Genomic DNA, 16,099 nt, shown 5'->3' with positions numbered 1-16,099 from the left:
TTATTGTTTCAGGCCAAGCATGGCCCGTGCCTCTCCGGCGCTCGCGATATCGCCGCCGATCCGCTCGACCAGTTCCACGCCCCAGCGCACCAGGTCGGCATTGTCCGTCGCTTGCCTGCCGCGCCGCAGATAGATGGTATCCTCAAAACCCACGCGAATGTTCCCGCCCAGCAGCGCCGACTGCGCCGCCATGGGGAAGCTATGACGGCTGACGCCAAAGCCGGTGAACTGCGCACCGCGCGGAATCTGATTCTTCGCATAGAGCATCGCTTCGGGCGTGGCGGGCAGGCCATATTTGGTGCCCAGGACGAAGGTGAAGGGCACATTCTTGGGAATCGCGCCCTTGGCCATCAGGTCGTCGGCGAAAACGAAATCGCCCGCCTCGAAACATTCGATCTCCGGCAGCACGCCGGCATCCTGGATCATATGCCCCATCTTGGTAATCATGGGATCGAGGTTGATCGCCACCCCGCCCCACAACTGCATGGTGCAGATATCGAGCGTGCACATGTCGGGCTTGAGATCGAGGATATGCTCCAGCCGCCGCTCGGCGGTGAACATCAATGTGCCGGGACCGCAGACCGCCGGGTCTTCGTCCCCCTGCATCCAGGTGCAGCCCGGCCCGGTGGTGACGTTCAGGATCACCTCATTATTCTTGGCACGGATCAGGCCAACGACCTCACGATAGTCCTCCAAAGCCTGCGACGGATCGCCCGTCTCGCGGTCACGTACATGCAGATGGATGATCGCCGCGCCGGCCTCCGCCGCTGCCAGGGCTTCAGCCGCGACATGGTCCGGGCGGAAGGGAAAATTGGGATGTGACGGCATTGGCGAACTTCCCGTCACCGCGCATGTCACAAATAGCTTGCCAGCCAATATCGCTCTCCTGTCTAGTCTCGGCTATGTTGCCGATCGCAGACCGCAGGGTCTTGCAGAGGAGAAGGCCCGCAAGAAGGCCGGTGGATGTCCCATTATTGCGAGTAACTGGATAAGGCATGGCACAGAGGGAAGAATTGTCGCGGTTCCTGAAAGCCGCCCGCGCCAAGCTGGCGCCGTCGGAAGTCGGGCTGCCGCCGGGCGAACGTCGCCGCACACGCGGGTTACGGCGCGAGGAAGTGGCGACGCTCGCGGGGATGAGCGTCACCTGGTACACCTGGTTCGAACAGGGGCGCGAGGTGCAGCTATCCGCGCCGATGCTGGAACGACTGAGCCGCACCCTGCGCCTCAATCCCAATGAGCGCGAATTTCTCTTCGCCCTGGCCCAGCATCGCCCGCCGCCACTGGCGCGCCGCCCGGACGAGACGATCCATGTCGGTACGCAGCATCTGATGGACGCACTGACGATTCCTGCGCTGGTCATCGTGGAGGACTGGACCGTGATCGGCTGGAACCGCCTCGTCGGCCGCGCCTTTCGCGATTACAGCGCCATGCCGCGCGAAGAGCGCAACCTGTTCCGCATCCTGATGCTGAACCCGCGCTATCGGGCCGACCCGGACAAGTTTCAGGATATGTGCCGGCGGCTGATCGCCCGCTTCAAATGGGACTATAGCCGCACCGCCCAGCCCGACGTGTTCGAAGGGATCATCGCCGACATGATGGAGCAGTCCGAATTTTTCCGACGTTATTGGCAGGAATCGGAAATCATGGCCCATTTCGAGGACACGAACATCGCCGATATGCCGGGCGTGGGCGAAATCATGTTCCGCCACACCAGCTATGCGATCGAGGAAGCGCCGGGCCAGCGCTTGCTGCTCTTCGCGCCGCTGGACGATGTCAGCGCCGCGCGCCTCGCCAGACTGGTGGCGGAAACGGAGTCGCCGGCGCTCGCCTGAGCGCCGGTGCGTGCCGGGAACGGGCCGGCCGGTATCAGTTCGTTTCGCGCTTCAGCCGCTCGGCCAGCGCTTCGATCTCTTCCGGGTCCAGCAACCAGGTGCGTGTCTTGCGCCCCTCGCGATGGACCGGCTGCGTCAGCAGGACGCGCGCCTGCGCCTTGGCATGGTCCTTGTAGAGGCCAAAATGGACGGCGCAGTCGCGGATCGTGCCGATCAGCGGCGGCTTGCCGTCCAGGTCGATCATGGTCGCGGGCTGATCCCAGGGGATGCCGGCGACGCCGGGATATTTCTGTTCCATGGCGTGGGGACACCACGCCCCGGCGATGAAATCAAGGTCTAAGAATCGGAAACTATCGCAGCAGCGCCATCAGGATGGGATCGCGGGTCGCGCCCGGATCGCGGCGAATCTCCGCTTCCTCCCGGCCGATCGCGCGGAAGATGGCATCGCCGATCTGGCCGGAGACATTGTCAGCGATCGCAGCATAATCCTTGCCGCCACTGGCGGACAGGGCGACCGACAGCATTTCGAACATATCGGACCGCAACGCCCGCGACGCGCCGGGCAACAGCGCCTCGACAACCGATCCGCGCGCTTCCCCGGCCAGCAGGTCAGTCGCCGCCGTCGGCCCGCCGCGCAGCACCGACACGGCGTCAGCCAGCGTCATGCGCTGTACTGCGTCCATCACGATCGGCGTCGCGTTATCGGCCAGATCCACCGCCACATCGTTAAGTGACCGCGCCACCTGATTGCGCACCGCATTGGTGCGCAGCAGCGCGGAGAGCACAGCCCCGCCCTTACCACCGCCAAGGTCGGGCGGCGTAATGCGGGTCAGTTGGTCGTCATAAAATCCGCCCGGTTCGGTCAGCCGGGCAAAGGCCCGCTCGCTAGACAGTTGGAGCAGTCGCCGCACCGCATCCTCGACCGTATAGCGACCCATCGGCGTGGCACAGGCGGCCAGCGGCAACAGCGCCAGTGTCGCGATCAGGCTGCGCCTGTCGGAATGGCCGATTGATTGCTCCATGACGCATCTCCCTCTTCGTGGTGGATGCTATGGCCTTGTCAGGCTTGCCCGGCGCTGAACATGAATCAGGCTGCAAACAGCGTCCGCACCGAATCCGGTACGCGCTCTGCCCGCAGTCCGCCCGGCCGGCTCGCGTCGGACACAGTCCACACCCGCTTTTCGGTACATTCCACGCACAGCCGCCCGTCCAGCGACAGGCGGTGCGCGACGGTGAAGCTGCTGTTGCCGAAGACCGGCGCGTCCGCCTCCACCAGCGCATCGTCGCCATAGGCGGTGGGCACGAAGAAGCGCGCCGACACATCGACCATCGGGAAGCCGGCGAAGGGCATGGTCGCCAGCATCTCCCGCTTCTTGGGCAGGCCGGCCTGTTCGAACAACAGCATCGTGCTTTCGCCGAAAATGTCGAAATAGCGCGGGGCATGGACGATGCCGGCGGGGTCGCAATGCCCCCATTCGATGCGGACGATCCGCTGAAGAAAGGCGCTCACGCGATTATGGTCTTTCCTTGCTTCGTGGTCTTCTCCGCCATTTCCTCATCGGTCGGCGGGGTGGGGATGAGAAGCCCGCGCTGCACCGCGGGCCGCGCTGAAATCCTTTCGAACCAGCGCTGAAGGTTAGGGAAGCCACCCATGTCGACGCCGGCCCAGTCATGGCCGCGCACCCAGGGGAAGCAGGCGATGTCGGCGATCGAATAGTCGCCCACCAGATAGTCGCGGGTCGCCAGTCGTGCATCCATGACGCCGAACAGGCGCTGGCTCTCGCGCACGTAACGGTCGATCACCGACGGCAATTTTTCGTCGAAATAGCGGTTGAAGACGGTCGCCTGCCCCATCATCGGGCCAAGCCCGGACATCTGCCACATCACCCACTGGATGACGCGGCTGCGATCCTGTGCATCCGCTGGCATGAACCGCCCGAATTTTTCCGCCAGATACAGCAGGATCGCACCGGATTCGAAGATAGCGAAATCCCCCGCCTCATGATCCACCAGTGTCGGGATGCGGCCATTGGGGTTCAGTGCGACATACCAGTCCTGCTTCTGGACGCGGTCGGTGAGCGAAATCGGCGTCACCTTATAGGGCACGCCCAGTTCCTCCAGCAGGATCGACACCTTCCAGCCATTGGGCGTTTCCGACGTCAGCAGTTCCAGCATCATTCTCTCCGGCTTTTCTTGTCGTTATCCAAAGCAAAGCCTTGGCCCCACCGCAAGACGAGTGGCGGCGCTATTATTGCGACTGACAGGTTGAGCGGGCGCGCTGCCGGGTAGTCGTGCTGATAGTATCGGCAGACGACTTGCGGCCCGCCCGATCGGCGGCCAGTTTCATGCCCGAAGGCGCACCAGACGCCACAAACATAAGGTGAGGATAGCGCATGTTGACGCTCTACAGCTTCGGTCCGGCCGCCAACTCCATGAAGCCCCTGCTGGCCCTGTATGAAAAAGGGCTGGAATTCGTCCCCCGCTTCGTTGACCCGACCCGGTTCGAACATCATGAGGACTGGTTCAAGGCGATCAATCCGCGCGGCCAGGTGCCCGCACTCGACCATGACGGGCATATCATCACCGAATCGACGGTGATCTGCGAATATCTGGAAGATGCCTTCCCCGACGCGCCACGTCTGCGCCCTACCGATCCGGTACAGATCGCCGAAATGCGCGTGTGGACCAAATGGGTGGACGAATATTTCTGCTGGTGCGTGTCGACCATCGGCTGGGAACGGATGATCGGCCCGATGGCGCGCAAATTGTCGGATGCCGAGTTCGAGGAGAAGCTGAAACACATCCCGATCCCGGAGCAACAGGCCAAATGGCGCAGCGCCCGCGCGGGCTTCCCGCAGGCGGTGCTGGACGAGGAGATGCGCAAGATCCGCGTGTCGATCGACCGGCTGGAACAGCGGCTGTCGCAAAGCCCCTGGCTGGCGGGGGAAGATTTTACGCTGGCCGATATCTGCAACTTCGCGATCGCGAACGGGATGCAGTTTGGTTACGCCGACATCGTCAACAAGGACGCGACCCCGCATCTGGTCGCCTGGATCGACCGGATCAACGCCCGCCCCGCCACACAGGCCATGTTCGCCAGATCGAAGAGCGAAATGCCGGCCCGCCCCACCGCGACGGCGGCCTGATCCATGGGTTGGCAGGACGAACCGGCGGCCGGGCAGTTGCGCATGTATCATATCCCCGGCTGCCCCTTTTCCGAGCGGATCGAATTGCTGCTCGACCTGAAGGGGCTGCACGGCATCATGGCCGACCATGAGATCGACATTTCGCAGCCCCGGCCCGACTGGCTGCTCGCCAAGACGCGCGGCACCACCGCGCTTCCCGCGCTGGAACTGGAAAATGGCGAGACGCTGAAGGAAAGCATGGTCATCATGCGCTATTTCGAGGATCGCTTTCCCGATCCGCCAGTGGCGCGGCAAGACCCCTATGAACATGCGATCGAAGCAATGCTGTGCGCGACCGATGGCCAGTTCACCGGTGCAGGATACCGCATGATCCTGAACCGCGATCCCGCCAAGCGCGACGAGCACAAGGCGGAGGTCGATGCCCAATATGCGCGGCTGGACGAATTTCTGCGCCATTACGCCCCGGACGGCGATTTTCTGTTCGACCGCTTCGGCTGGGCCGAGGTCGCCTTCACGCCGATGTTCAAGCGGCTGTGGTTCCTTGATTATTATGAAGCCTATCAGATTCCGCAGCATCTGACCCGGCTGCTGCGCTGGCGCGAGGCCTGTCTGTCACATCCCGTGGCGCAGCGTCATCATGGCTATCAGGAACTGATGACGCTTTATTATGATTATGCCCAGGGCGGCGGCAACGGACGCCTGCCCGAAGGCCGCACCGTCTCCAGCTTCGCCCTCGACCCGCCCTGGGACAGCCGCCCCCTGCCGCCGCGCGACAAATGGGGCACGCCCGCCACCGACGCCGAACTCGGCCTTCTTCCCGCATAAGGACATTCATCATGCCCAACACGATCCAGCATTATATCGACGGCCAGTGGGTCGACAGCCAGGGCGGCCGGACCGTCGCCGTCATCAATCCCGCGACCGACCAGAGCGCCGCCGACCTGATCCTGGGCACGGCCGCCGATGTCGATGCGGCCGTGGTCGCCGCACGCCGCGCGTTCGAGACATTCTCGCTGACCAGCCGCGAAGAGCGCATCGCGCTGCTCGAACGGATCGTCGGCGAATATCAGAAGCGCGTGCCCGACATCGCCCACGCCATCGCCACCGAAATGGGATGCCCCATTTCCATGGCGCAGACCGCGCAGGCGGGATCAGGCCTCGGTCATCTGGGGCAAGCGCTGGCGGCGCTCAAGGACTATGAATTTTCCGAGAAGATCGGCAACAACCGCGTCGTGCGTGAGCCGATCGGCGTGGTGGCGCTGATCACGCCATGGAACTGGCCGATGAACCAGATCGTCGCCAAGGTCGGCCCGGCGCTGGCGGCCGGCTGCACCATGATCCTGAAACCGTCCGAGGAAGCGCCAAGCTGCGCCGCGATCTTCGCTGAAATACTCGATGCCGCAGGCGTGCCGTCTGGCGTCTTCAATCTGGTGCAGGGCGATGGCGAAGGCGTCGGCACCGCGCTCGCCAAACATCCCGATATCGACATGGTGAGCTTCACCGGCTCCACCCGCGCGGGCATCATGGTGGCCAAGAATGCCGCCGATACGGTCAAGCGGGTCGCACAGGAACTGGGCGGCAAGTCGCCCAACATCATATTGGAGGGGACACCGCTCGACAAGGCGCTGCCCGGCGGAGTGGGCGGCGTGCTGCTTAACAGCGGCCAGAGCTGCGTCGCGCCCACCCGGATGCTGGTGCACAAATCGCAGCATGACGAAGCGGCGGAAAAGGTCGGCGCGATGTTCGCCGCCAAGAAGGTCGGCGATCCGCTGAGCGAAGGCGACCATATCGGCCCGGTCGTCAGCCAGCGCCAGTGGGACCGGATTCAGGGGTTGATCCAGACCGGCATCGACGAGGGCGCGACCCTCGTCACCGGCGGCACCGGCCGTCCCGATGGCATGGACACGGGCAGCTATGTCCGCCCCACTGTGTTCGCCGACGTCACGCCAGACATGACCATCGCAAAGGAGGAGATTTTCGGCCCCGTCCTGGTCCTCATGCCCTATGACGATGATGAAGACGCGATCCGCATCGCCAACGACACACCCTATGGCCTGGGCGCCTATATCGCGGGTGACCCCACCCATGCGCGCAAATTCGTCAGCCACATCCGCGCGGGCGCGGTGTTCGTCAATGCCGGCGGGCTGGCCATGGACATGCCGTTCGGCGGCTACAAGCAATCGGGCAATGGCCGCGAATTCGGCAAGTTCGGGCTGGAGGAGTTTCTGGAGGTCAAATCGGTGATCGGCGCCTTGCCCGAAGAGGTGGACTGATGGCCAGCCTGCCGGTCACAGCCGACATAGAGGACAGCGCACGGCAGGCGCCCGCGCTGATCCGCTATCTGGACGAGGGCGACTTCGTCACGCGGCGCTATGTGTCGCGCGGCGTGGAGATCAACACCGGCCGCTATGGCGACCATCGCATGGGCGTGCGCGACGGCATGCCGATCCGCGATCATTTCCACTTCGACACCCATGGCTTCATGCTCGGCAGGCATCGCAGCGCGATCCACGATTTCTTCGACAAGGCGGAGGTCGATCGCCTTTATCTGCGCGAATGTGAGGAGGCGATACAGGCGCTGACCGGTGCGTCCTGCGTATCGGCCGGTGGCTGGATGATCCGCACATCCGCCGACCTGACTGCCCGCGCGCAGGAGAAGGTCGAGAATTATCGCCATGAGGGTGGCATCCAGCCGCCTGCGGGCGAAGCGCATGTCGATTATAATGAGATTACCGGTCGGCGTGCCGCCGAAAGGGCTTATGCCGCCGCCTTCCCCGATGGGCCAGGCTATAGACGGTCTGTCTGCGTGAGTTTCTGGCGCACCTTCTCCCCCGGCCCGCAGGATTGGCCGCTTGCGGTATGCGACGGCCGCACCGTGTCCGATGAAGAGGCGACGTCGAACACCCTGTTCGTGGTGGACGAACTGCCGGTCGGCGCGGCGCTGACTGCCCCAGTAGAAGGCGAGGACCAGATGATCGCCGCCTCCATCTTCCGCCATCGAGATCGCCATCGCTGGTGGTATTTCTCGAACATGACGACGGACGATGTGCTGCTGTTCAAATTCCAGGACAGCGACCACAGCGTCACATGGCGCTGCCCGCACACCGCTTTCCACGACAGCAGCCTGCCGGGCACGAAGACCCGGTCGAGTATCGAAGTGCGGGCGGTGGCATTCTTCGAATGAATTACGACCCTACCAGCGCAGCAGTCCCATCAATTCCTGCCGCCACGGCCACAGCAATATCGCATTGAGCAGCAGCGTCACCACCCCGAACGCATATTCGACCACGCCCGGATCGAGCACGAAATTCCAGTAGCCGATTACGATGTTGAGCGGCACGCAGGCAAGCGCGGCCGGCAACACCGCCCGGTTTGCCAGGATCAGCAGCGCGGCGACCACCTCCATCACCTTGATCCAGGCGAACAGGCCCGAATGGATCAGTGTCAGCGTGAATTCCTGTGCCAGCGGCGTATTGCCGAGCGGCTGGAGATCGAAGGGGGTGAAATATTCCACCCCCGAGAAGAGGAACCAGCCCCCGAACATGATCCGGGCAGCGGTGAACGCCGCACCGGTGCCACGCAACTGCGCGTTCAACCCGATCATGATCAGAAGCCCGCAGGCGCCGCGTCGAGCAGGATCGTCTTGGTTTCCAGATAGGAATGCAGCCCCTCGACCCCGCCCTCGCGTCCGATCCCCGATTGCTTGAAGCCGCCAAAGGGCAGGCCGAATTCCAGCTTCATGCCATTCTGCCCGAAACCGCCCGCACGGATGCGCCGTCCGATGCGATAGGCGGCATCGGCATCGTTGGTCAGCACCGACCCGTTGAGGCCGAAGGCGCTATCATTGGCGATGCGGATCGCGTCCTCCTCATCCTCCGCCGGGATCAGGCACAGGACCGGACCGAAAATCTCCTCCTGCGCGATGCGGCTGCTATTATCGACATTGGCGAACAGGGTCGGCTCGATGAAATAGCCCTTGTTCATATGCGCAGGCCGATTGCCGCCCGTGACGAGGTCAGCGCTTGTCCGGCCTAGCGCGATATAGTCCTCCACCCGATCAAGTTGGCGCTTCATGGCTACCGGGCCAAGCTGGGTGTCGGCCGCGTCGCTATGGCCGATACGGATGCCCTGCATGACCTTGGCGATGGCGTCGGCCAATTCGTCATGCCGATGCTTGGGCACGATTGCGCGGCTCAGCATCGCGCAGACCTGTCCGCTCATGATGGTGATGGTATTGCCCAGGATCGCGGCGGCCACCTCGATCGGGAAGTCGTCGCGCACGATCGCCGCCGATTTGCCGCCCAGTTCCAGCGTGCAGCGCGCCACGCGACCCGCGCAGACCTCCCCGATCCGCTTGCCCGCCAGCGTTGACCCGGTGAACGTCACCTTGTCGATGCCGGGATTGCGGACGAGATGATCGGATGCGTCGCGCCCGGCCGCGACAAGATTGACGACACCCGCAGGCACACCCGCCGCCTCCGCCGCTTCGGCCATGATATAGGCTTCCAGCGGGGTTTCGGGCGAGGGCTTCATGATGACGGTGCAGCCCGCGACGAGCGCGTAGGCGACCTTGGCCGACATGATGCCATAGGGCGCATTCCACGGCGCGATCGCCGCGACCACGCCGGCCGGCTCCTGCACCACGATCGCGGTGTTGACCATGTGCGAAGGCCGTCGCTCCACGAAGGGATAGGTATCGGCATAGCCGGCAATCGCCATCAGCGTTGCTGTCGCGCCACCGGTCATGACCGGCGCGAAGTTCGCCAGCCCGCCGACCTGCGCGGTCCAGGCCGCCGCCAGTTCGGGCGCGCGCTTTTCCAGTTCCGCCCCCATGCGTCGGACGATCACCCCGCGCTCGGCCGGGGCCATGGTCGACCAAGGCCCTTCATCGAATGCCTTGCGTGCGGCGGCAACGGCGCGGTCCATATCCCCTTCCGTCCCGTCGGCGACACGCGCGATGACCTCTTCGCTGTTGGGCGACACGATCTCGATCACGCCCTCCCCTGTCGATGTGACCCAGGCGCCACCGATGAACAGCTTGTCGGGATGGGCGATGCGGATGGCGTCGGGAGTCATGGTCTATCCTCTTCTGCACGTCGCCGCCGCGCCCTTGATGGGCATGCGGCTGGCGCGAATGATAGATTCATCATAACGAACGTTATTATTATTGCAACGGGTCAATCGACGCGAAAACCCGACACCATCGCCTCCAGCCCGGCGACGAAACTTTCGTCAAAACCGATCATCTCCTCCAGATAATCATGCAGCCCATCACTCTGCTCGTAAACTGCCCACCCCAGCGCGAGCGCAGTCACCGAAGCGATACAACTGAGCGCATGATGCCTGCTCAGGCCATATAATATCAGCGGCGCGGCCAACACGTCAGCCATCGTGGCAGCGGTGCCCGGCATGGCACGGGCTATGGCGCATAATTGCGCCGATCCCTGATGGTCGAGCAGGGATCGGCGCAGGCCCGATACAGTGCCGACGCACAAAACCGCATCGGAACCATTCACAGCGCTCAAGAGGGTGACTTTTCTATCAGTGCAGTCACCTGATTAACCAAAGATTTGCCCGCCCTGCGGGCCTCTGCCTAGAAAACTGAGGAAATCGGGGGACGCTTAGCAATCAAGCGCTGTGTTTGATTGAAAATATGGACGCTTGATTCAAATCATCACCTATGGCAGATACGACGATGCCGGGGTCACTACACCCCGGCATCGTGTTCCACCAAGCCAGCGTTCAGGCAAAGTCCAGCGGAGGTTGCGAAGAAGATGACGATGAGGAGATAGTCCGAGGGGTCAAAAACCCTGATGTCGGAGCGATTACGGCATCGCCGTTCCTTGGAGCTTCGCGCTACAAGGAACGGCTCCTTCACTAAACGTGAACCATGGAGTTGTCAAGATGACCGACCCGTACGAGGCGGTCCTCCTGGACCTTCGCGCAAAGCGCGACCAGATCGACCAGACAATTATGCTCCTGACAGCAATGCGGACTGGCGGTAGCGTCAGCACGGAAAATTCTGTCACGCACTCGCAAGAATCAACCGTCCCGGATGCGGGTGCATATCTAGGGATGTCCATTGTTGACGCCGCCAAGAAACTTCTTGGTATGCGTAAACGAGCAATGCCGAACGCAGATATATACGCCGAATTAAAGGCTGGAGGCCTCGTCCTGACCGGTGCTGACCCCGTCAATGTCATCAGTTCGGTCCTCACGCGACGGTTCAATCAAGTAGGCGATGTTGTCCGCGTAAGCCGTGGCACTTGGGGTCTAAAGGAGTGGTATCCAAACCGCAGCTTTAAACCTGCGGAGAAGCAAGCCACTGCGCCTGACCCGGGCATAGAACCAGCACCTGAGGAAAACGGATTTGAAGTTCAGGTCAATGACCTTGGCGGAAACCCGTTTGCCTAACGAGGAGCATTGTAAATGATCGATGATCCAAAAACTCAACTCGACAAGTTCAAAGAAGCCGCCAGCGATCTAAAAACGGACGACGATCCGACGCGTTTCAAAGAGAGGCTGGCGAAGGTCGTGAAGCATAAGCCGGTGGAGCCGAGCGTGAAATGAACAGCGTTGTCGCGGGGAGCCGGTCGCGGACAAGCAGCGCACGACGCAAGGCGCGCGTGGCTACAGCGATACTGCCTGTCGAGGGCCAAGCGGCTACTGACTGGGAGCGGGCGCAGCAGCAGCGCAACGAGGCCAAGCTGAAGGCACTCGCCAGTCTAAAGCACAAGCCGGTGGAAAGGCCGGAATGAAGGGGCTGAATGACTACCCGCGTTGGATTAGGATCAGCCTTGGCATTACCTGCATTATCGGTGCAGGTCTCGCGGGGCCGTCCAATCGCGTTCTTCAACTCATCCTCGGCGTTGTGGGGATTGGTCTAATCATCCCCACACGAACAGGCGATTACCACTAGGTTTGTAAAGTGCATAATCGCCAACCAAAAAGGCTCGCCCGCTTGTTGCGGACGAGCCTTCCTCCCCAGTCCTACAGGAAATCAGAAGCTCTTCTTGGCGGTGACCGTCCATTCACGCGGGCGGCCGACGGTACCGGTCACGACGCCGAAGGTACCGACATTTTCCGCAACGCCATTATAGTAGAATTTGTCGAAGACGTTGGTGACGCCAGCGCTCAGCGACCAGTCCTTGTCCGGCGCCTGATAGGTCAGCCGCGCATTCACCAGGCTGGGCGCGTCAATCAGATTATAGGGATTGTTGACCGAATTATAATAGAAATTGGAGCGCCAGGACCAGTCGATGCGGGGCGTCAGCGTGCCGTTGCCGCCCAGGTCCGCCTCATATTGCACGCCTGCGGACAACTGCCACTTGCTGATGAACGGGGCGATCATGTCTTTCGTCACCAAAGTCGCTGGATTGGTGATCGTCTTGTAATCAAAATCCAGATAGCCGACCGATGCGTCGAACGACAGACCGTCCGCCGGGTGCAATTGTGCTTCCAATTCCCACCCGAACACTTCCGCATCGCCGGCATTCGACGGCACCGAACAGGACAGGACGACGCTTTCCGGGCACTGATAGCGCACCAGTTGCATGTCATTATATTTGTTGAGGAAGACCGCACCGTTCAAACGCAGCATCCGGCTGAACAAGTCCGCCTTGAAACCGGCTTCATAGGTGGTCAGCTTTTCCGGGCCGAAGCTTTGCACCTGGTCGGGCGCGGACGGGCGCGGGTTGATGCCGCCGCCCTTGAACCCGGTCGATAGCTGGGCATAGGTCATGAGTTCGCTCGACCAGCGATAGTTGACGCCGATGCGGTAATCGACCCGATTGCCGCTGAAGGTGCCGGTCAACCCGTCCAGTCCGACGAGGAGGAAATTGGGCGTGAAGAAGGCGCCACTCGGCAACGTCCCGTCCACATTGCGGCGCGAATAGCGATAGGTCTTCTTGTCGTCGGTGTAGCGCAGGCCGCCGATGATGTTGAACGCATCGGTGACATGAAACTCGCCATGGGCGAAGGCCGATATGCTGCGATTCTTGATGACGTCGTCCGACATGAAGTCGAACAACAGGGTCGGAATCTGGCTGCGGCCCTTGATCGTATCGGTGGCATCATAATAGAAGCCACCGACGGTCAGGTCGACCTTGTCGTTGAAATTGGCGCTCAGGCGCAGTTCCTGCGTGAACTGCTCATGGCCATAGGTGAACTCCTGCAACAATATGGCAAGCGGCGATCCGTCCACGTCGATCGCGCTGGTCCCGTCCGCGCTGCGATAGCCGGTGATGGACTTCAATTTCAGCGCGTCGGACAGGTCATAGTCGATCGTGCCGGACAGGCCCCAGGCCTTGACCGTGCTGGTCGGGCTGGCGGTAAAGCCGCCCGGCGCGATCTGGGTCGGGATGCCGAAAACGGTCGTATAATTGCCGCCCGAGCCATAGGTGGCGTAGGAGGTGTAGCTTTTCGATCCGGTCAGGAAGCGGCTGTCGAACGGGATGCCAACCGTGGCATCCCCCGCGACATAGCTGCGCACCGCCGGATTGTCGGCATAGAGCAATTTGGTCGCGACAACATCGCTGTTATCCTTGGACACATCGGCGACGATGTTGATTTCCAGCGGCGATCCGGCCGGGGCGTAGCGCAGGGCTGCGCGCAGGCCCATCACATCGATGCCGCCTTCGGTGCCGGTCTGGCAATTCTTGTTGCCGCTGCTGGCCGGGATGCCCGACGTGGGGTTCACGCAGCCATAATCGAGCAACTTCATATAGCCATCGACATTTTTCGACACGCCCGACACGCGCAGGAACAGGTCGTCGGTCAGCGGAATATTGGCGCTGCCGCGCAGTTCCAGCCGGTCGAATCGGCCATAGGTCGCTTCTACGAAGCCACCCGGCGTGGAGTCCGGCTTCTTGCTGAACAGCTTCACCGCGCCGCCCACGCTATTCTTGCCGGCCAGCGTTCCTTGCGGCCCGCGCAACACCTCGACCCGTTCCAGATCGGTCAGGTCCATCACCGCGCCGAAGGTCGTGCCATAATAGATGTCGTCGATATAGATGCCGACGCCCGGTTCCAACGCGAAGCTGGCGTCCAACTGGCCGACGCCGCGAATGAAGGCCGCCACCGCATTGCCCTGAATGCTGGTCGCCGGCGCCAGCGCGACGTTGGGCGCGAACTGGCCCAGATCGGTCACGCTGGTCTGGCTGCGTGCCGCCAGCGTATCGGCCGATACGGCAGTGATGGCGATTGGCGTATCCTGAAGATTTTGCGCCCGGAACTGGGCAGTGACGATGATATCTGCACTATTGGCCTGATCCGCCGCCTGCGGTTCGGGGGCCTGCCCGGATGCTGGAGCCTCCTGCGCCTGCGCCAGCGCCGGCACCGCCATCATCGCACTGGCCAGCGCCAGCATCGCCACATGGCCCCGAAATGCGCACTTCCCGTTGGACATGATTTCTTCCTCCCTCTTCTGGTCGGCCGCAGGCATGGGAAGGGTGACGCCAGACCCGCTTGGTCGGGTTCCGGTCGAGGGCGGCGCCGATGCGCCTGCCTTTTCCTGTCATCCTCTCGCCCGTGCCGATGGCCGGTTCTGCTTCGCAGTCCTTGTTGGAGAAAGCGGACCTTCGGCCCGCCCCTCTCCCATCAATCAATAACGATCGTTAGTATTTTGTCAAGCGACCTGACGGGCTTTTGCCGTCGCCAGTTGCGCCGCCGACACCCAGGCACCATGCACCTGCGCCCGCATCGGCAACGGCATCGGCACGCGAGCGACCGGACCGGCGGCGATCGCCCCCGCATCCACTACCCACAGTTCCGACTGGAAGCCGTCGCCCGCCTGCCGGTCCACCACCATCAGCAACCAGCCTTCATGATCGCCCTGTACCGATGGCACATGCACCGGCTCGCTGATCGCCATGCCGAACTCCAGCCCCATCATGTCGATGCGGCCATTGCCCGGCTCGATCTGCAACAGGGCATTGAAAGCGAAACCGACAGGCCCGCCCGGCAGCGGCGGCCCGCCCTGCGGATTCATCGATAGGTACCAGGCCGACCGATAGGGCCGCCCCTGATCGGCGTCGCGCAGCCTGGGCATGTCACCTGGCGGACCGACGACACGCTCCTCATAGTCATCGCCTTGCTTCGACAGATCGAACGTCCAGCGGGTCAGGCCGCCCTGAATATCGCGCTGGTCGCGCTGCACGCCACCAGCTTCGCGCATGAAACCGAAAGCATTGGTGTCCGACAGGCAAAGGTCGAGATGGACCAGTCCGCCCTCCTCGAAGGCGTTCACCAGATGGAAGGCGGAAATGCCCGGCCGGCCCTTGAACCAGCGCATCTCCTCCACCTTGCCATAGCGCGGCATGATCCCGACCCAACTGTCCAGATCCTGCTGATGCGCCCAATGTGCGCCACCCGCCTTCAGCCGGTCGAGATCGGCCGTCGTCGGAAAGATGGGGAAAATCGCATAGTTTTCCGTGATCGCGAAATCATGGATGGTCGAGCAATAGGGCTGATCGAACCATTGTTCCGACACCAGTTTGCCGTCGCGATCGGCGATGGCATAGGCGATCTTCGTCGAGCAAAGCCCGTCCGCCTCATAGCCGAAGAAGAACATTTCCCCCGTCTGCGGATCGACGCGCGGATGGGCGGTGAAGGTCTTCGAGGTGAAGGCGCCATGATAGTCCCAGCGGCCGATCGTCTCCAGCGTGTCGGGATCGACCTCATAGCCAAGGCCGTCCTCCTTGGTCATGAACAGCCGACCGCCGTGCCAGACCGGCGTGGTATTGGCGACGGTGCGGTCGCGCCCGGCAACGGCGGGATCGTCGGTGAAGGGATTGCGATACTGGCCGAACAGCACCCTTCGCGCGTCCTTCTCCAGCGTGTAGCGCTCGGTTTCGACATAGCGGATCGCATAATCGACCTTGCCGTCATGGATGGCGAATTTCGCCACCATGCCGTCGCCGGACAGCACAATGTCGTCGGCAAACATCGGCGGATGGGCCGGATCGGGTACGGCGCGGAAGAAGGCACCGTCGATCTCGGACGGTATCTCGCCGATCACATCCAGATTGCGGGCGGACCATTCGATGCCGACGGGCGTGTTCAGCCCAACGAAATGGATGGTCTGGGGATAGGCTGGCATGGCCTCTGACTCCTCTCTAATTC

The 16,099-nt window shown here is 62.4% G+C and carries 18 protein-coding genes; 8 read left to right on the top strand and 10 right to left on the bottom strand.

From position 1 onward, the window contains the following. A complete protein-coding gene (locus ASE85_RS06055; RefSeq protein WP_268795118.1) occupies positions 1-858 on the bottom strand; it encodes a 3-keto-5-aminohexanoate cleavage protein in 858 nt (285 codons plus the stop codon). Between the two features lie 137 nt (positions 859-995). On the opposite strand from ASE85_RS06055, the gene ASE85_RS06050 reads away from it, so the two are divergent. After that, on the top strand, positions 996-1,832 hold the full coding sequence (locus ASE85_RS06050) for a helix-turn-helix transcriptional regulator (RefSeq protein ID WP_056685167.1): 837 nt from the start codon (positions 996-998) through the stop codon (positions 1,830-1,832). 34 nt (positions 1,833-1,866) lie between these two features. On the opposite strand, the gene ASE85_RS06045 is transcribed toward ASE85_RS06050, so the two are convergent. The 4 genes from ASE85_RS06045 to ASE85_RS06030 form a co-directional block, all read right to left on the bottom strand. Then, the gene (locus ASE85_RS06045) at positions 1,867-2,130 is read right to left on the bottom strand and encodes a hypothetical protein (protein ID WP_056685164.1); all 264 of its coding nucleotides are present in this window, start codon (positions 2,128-2,130) and stop codon (positions 1,867-1,869) included. Positions 2,131-2,182: 52 nt separating this feature from the next. Continuing rightward, the gene (locus ASE85_RS06040; protein WP_056685161.1) at positions 2,183-2,854 is read right to left on the bottom strand and encodes a DUF4197 domain-containing protein; all 672 of its coding nucleotides are present in this window, start codon (positions 2,852-2,854) and stop codon (positions 2,183-2,185) included. Positions 2,855-2,919: 65 nt separating this feature from the next. Next, positions 2,920-3,342 (bottom strand): acyl-CoA thioesterase, encoded by a 423-nt coding sequence (locus ASE85_RS06035; protein ID WP_056685158.1) that lies wholly within the window; start codon positions 3,340-3,342, stop codon positions 2,920-2,922. Then, positions 3,339-4,010 (bottom strand): glutathione S-transferase family protein, encoded by a 672-nt coding sequence (locus tag ASE85_RS06030; RefSeq protein WP_235523289.1) that lies wholly within the window; start codon positions 4,008-4,010, stop codon positions 3,339-3,341. Before ASE85_RS06030 ends, ASE85_RS06035 begins: the two co-directional genes overlap by 4 nt. A 215-nt stretch (positions 4,011-4,225) precedes the next feature. Here ASE85_RS06030 and ASE85_RS06025 point away from each other — a divergent pair, with 215 nt between their 5' ends. The 4 genes from ASE85_RS06025 to ASE85_RS06010 are packed head-to-tail and all read left to right on the top strand — an operon-like array spanning position 4,226 to position 8,162. Then, complete coding sequence (locus tag ASE85_RS06025) at positions 4,226-4,978, top strand: glutathione S-transferase family protein (RefSeq protein WP_056685155.1); 753 nt, start codon at positions 4,226-4,228, stop codon at positions 4,976-4,978. Between the two features lie 3 nt (positions 4,979-4,981). Next, a complete protein-coding gene (locus ASE85_RS06020; RefSeq protein WP_235523287.1) occupies positions 4,982-5,803 on the top strand; it encodes a glutathione S-transferase family protein in 822 nt (273 codons plus the stop codon). A gap of 11 nt (positions 5,804-5,814) precedes the next feature. Next, on the top strand, positions 5,815-7,251 hold the full coding sequence (locus ASE85_RS06015; RefSeq protein WP_056685151.1) for an aldehyde dehydrogenase family protein: 1,437 nt from the start codon (positions 5,815-5,817) through the stop codon (positions 7,249-7,251). After that, entirely contained in the window at positions 7,251-8,162 is a 912-nt protein-coding gene (locus ASE85_RS06010; RefSeq protein ID WP_056685148.1) for a CmcJ/NvfI family oxidoreductase, read from the top strand. The genes ASE85_RS06015 and ASE85_RS06010 overlap by 1 nt, the downstream gene beginning before the upstream one ends. 9 nt (positions 8,163-8,171) lie before the next feature. Here ASE85_RS06010 and ASE85_RS06005 read toward each other — a convergent pair whose 3' ends face one another. The 3 genes from ASE85_RS06005 to ASE85_RS05995 all read right to left on the bottom strand — a co-directional run bounded on the left by ASE85_RS06005 (position 8,172) and on the right by ASE85_RS05995 (position 10,503). After that, positions 8,172-8,582 (bottom strand): hypothetical protein, encoded by a 411-nt coding sequence (locus tag ASE85_RS06005; protein ID WP_056685145.1) that lies wholly within the window; start codon positions 8,580-8,582, stop codon positions 8,172-8,174. Positions 8,583-8,584: 2 nt separating this feature from the next. After that, entirely contained in the window at positions 8,585-10,054 is a 1,470-nt protein-coding gene (locus tag ASE85_RS06000) for an aldehyde dehydrogenase (RefSeq protein WP_056685142.1), read from the bottom strand. Between the two features lie 101 nt (positions 10,055-10,155). After that, positions 10,156-10,503, bottom strand: a complete 348-nt coding sequence (locus tag ASE85_RS05995) for a hypothetical protein (RefSeq protein ID WP_156358220.1) — start codon at positions 10,501-10,503, stop codon at positions 10,156-10,158. 379 nt (positions 10,504-10,882) lie between these two features. Between ASE85_RS05995 and ASE85_RS05985 the strand changes: the two genes are divergently transcribed. The 3 genes from ASE85_RS05985 to ASE85_RS24190 are packed head-to-tail and all read left to right on the top strand — an operon-like array spanning position 10,883 to position 11,736. After that, positions 10,883-11,392, top strand: coding sequence for a winged helix-turn-helix domain-containing protein (locus ASE85_RS05985; RefSeq protein WP_056685134.1), 510 nt, complete (start codon positions 10,883-10,885; stop codon positions 11,390-11,392). Between the two features lie 15 nt (positions 11,393-11,407). Further along, positions 11,408-11,548, top strand: a complete 141-nt coding sequence (locus ASE85_RS23460; protein WP_200928310.1) for a hypothetical protein — start codon at positions 11,408-11,410, stop codon at positions 11,546-11,548. A 56-nt stretch (positions 11,549-11,604) separates the two neighbouring features. Continuing rightward, the gene (locus tag ASE85_RS24190) at positions 11,605-11,736 is read left to right on the top strand and encodes a hypothetical protein (protein WP_268795116.1); all 132 of its coding nucleotides are present in this window, start codon (positions 11,605-11,607) and stop codon (positions 11,734-11,736) included. 242 nt (positions 11,737-11,978) lie between these two features. On the opposite strand, the gene ASE85_RS05975 is transcribed toward ASE85_RS24190, so the two are convergent. Both ASE85_RS05975 and ASE85_RS05970 read right to left on the bottom strand, forming a co-directional pair. Continuing rightward, positions 11,979-14,384 carry a TonB-dependent receptor gene (locus ASE85_RS05975; protein WP_056685271.1) on the bottom strand — a complete coding sequence of 802 codons (2,406 nt, stop codon included), beginning with the start codon at positions 14,382-14,384 and terminating at the stop codon, positions 11,979-11,981. Positions 14,385-14,603: 219 nt separating this feature from the next. Then, complete coding sequence (locus ASE85_RS05970; RefSeq protein WP_056685128.1) at positions 14,604-16,076, bottom strand: carotenoid oxygenase family protein; 1,473 nt, start codon at positions 16,074-16,076, stop codon at positions 14,604-14,606. Between the last annotated feature and the right edge of the window lie 23 nt (positions 16,077-16,099).

Origin of the sequence: Sphingobium sp. Leaf26 (assembly GCF_001421665.1) — a bacterium.
Classification (GTDB): Bacteria; Pseudomonadota; Alphaproteobacteria; order Sphingomonadales; family Sphingomonadaceae; genus Sphingobium.
Note: the sequence above shows the minus strand (reverse complement) of the source record. Positions and strands in the feature narration are given on the sequence as shown.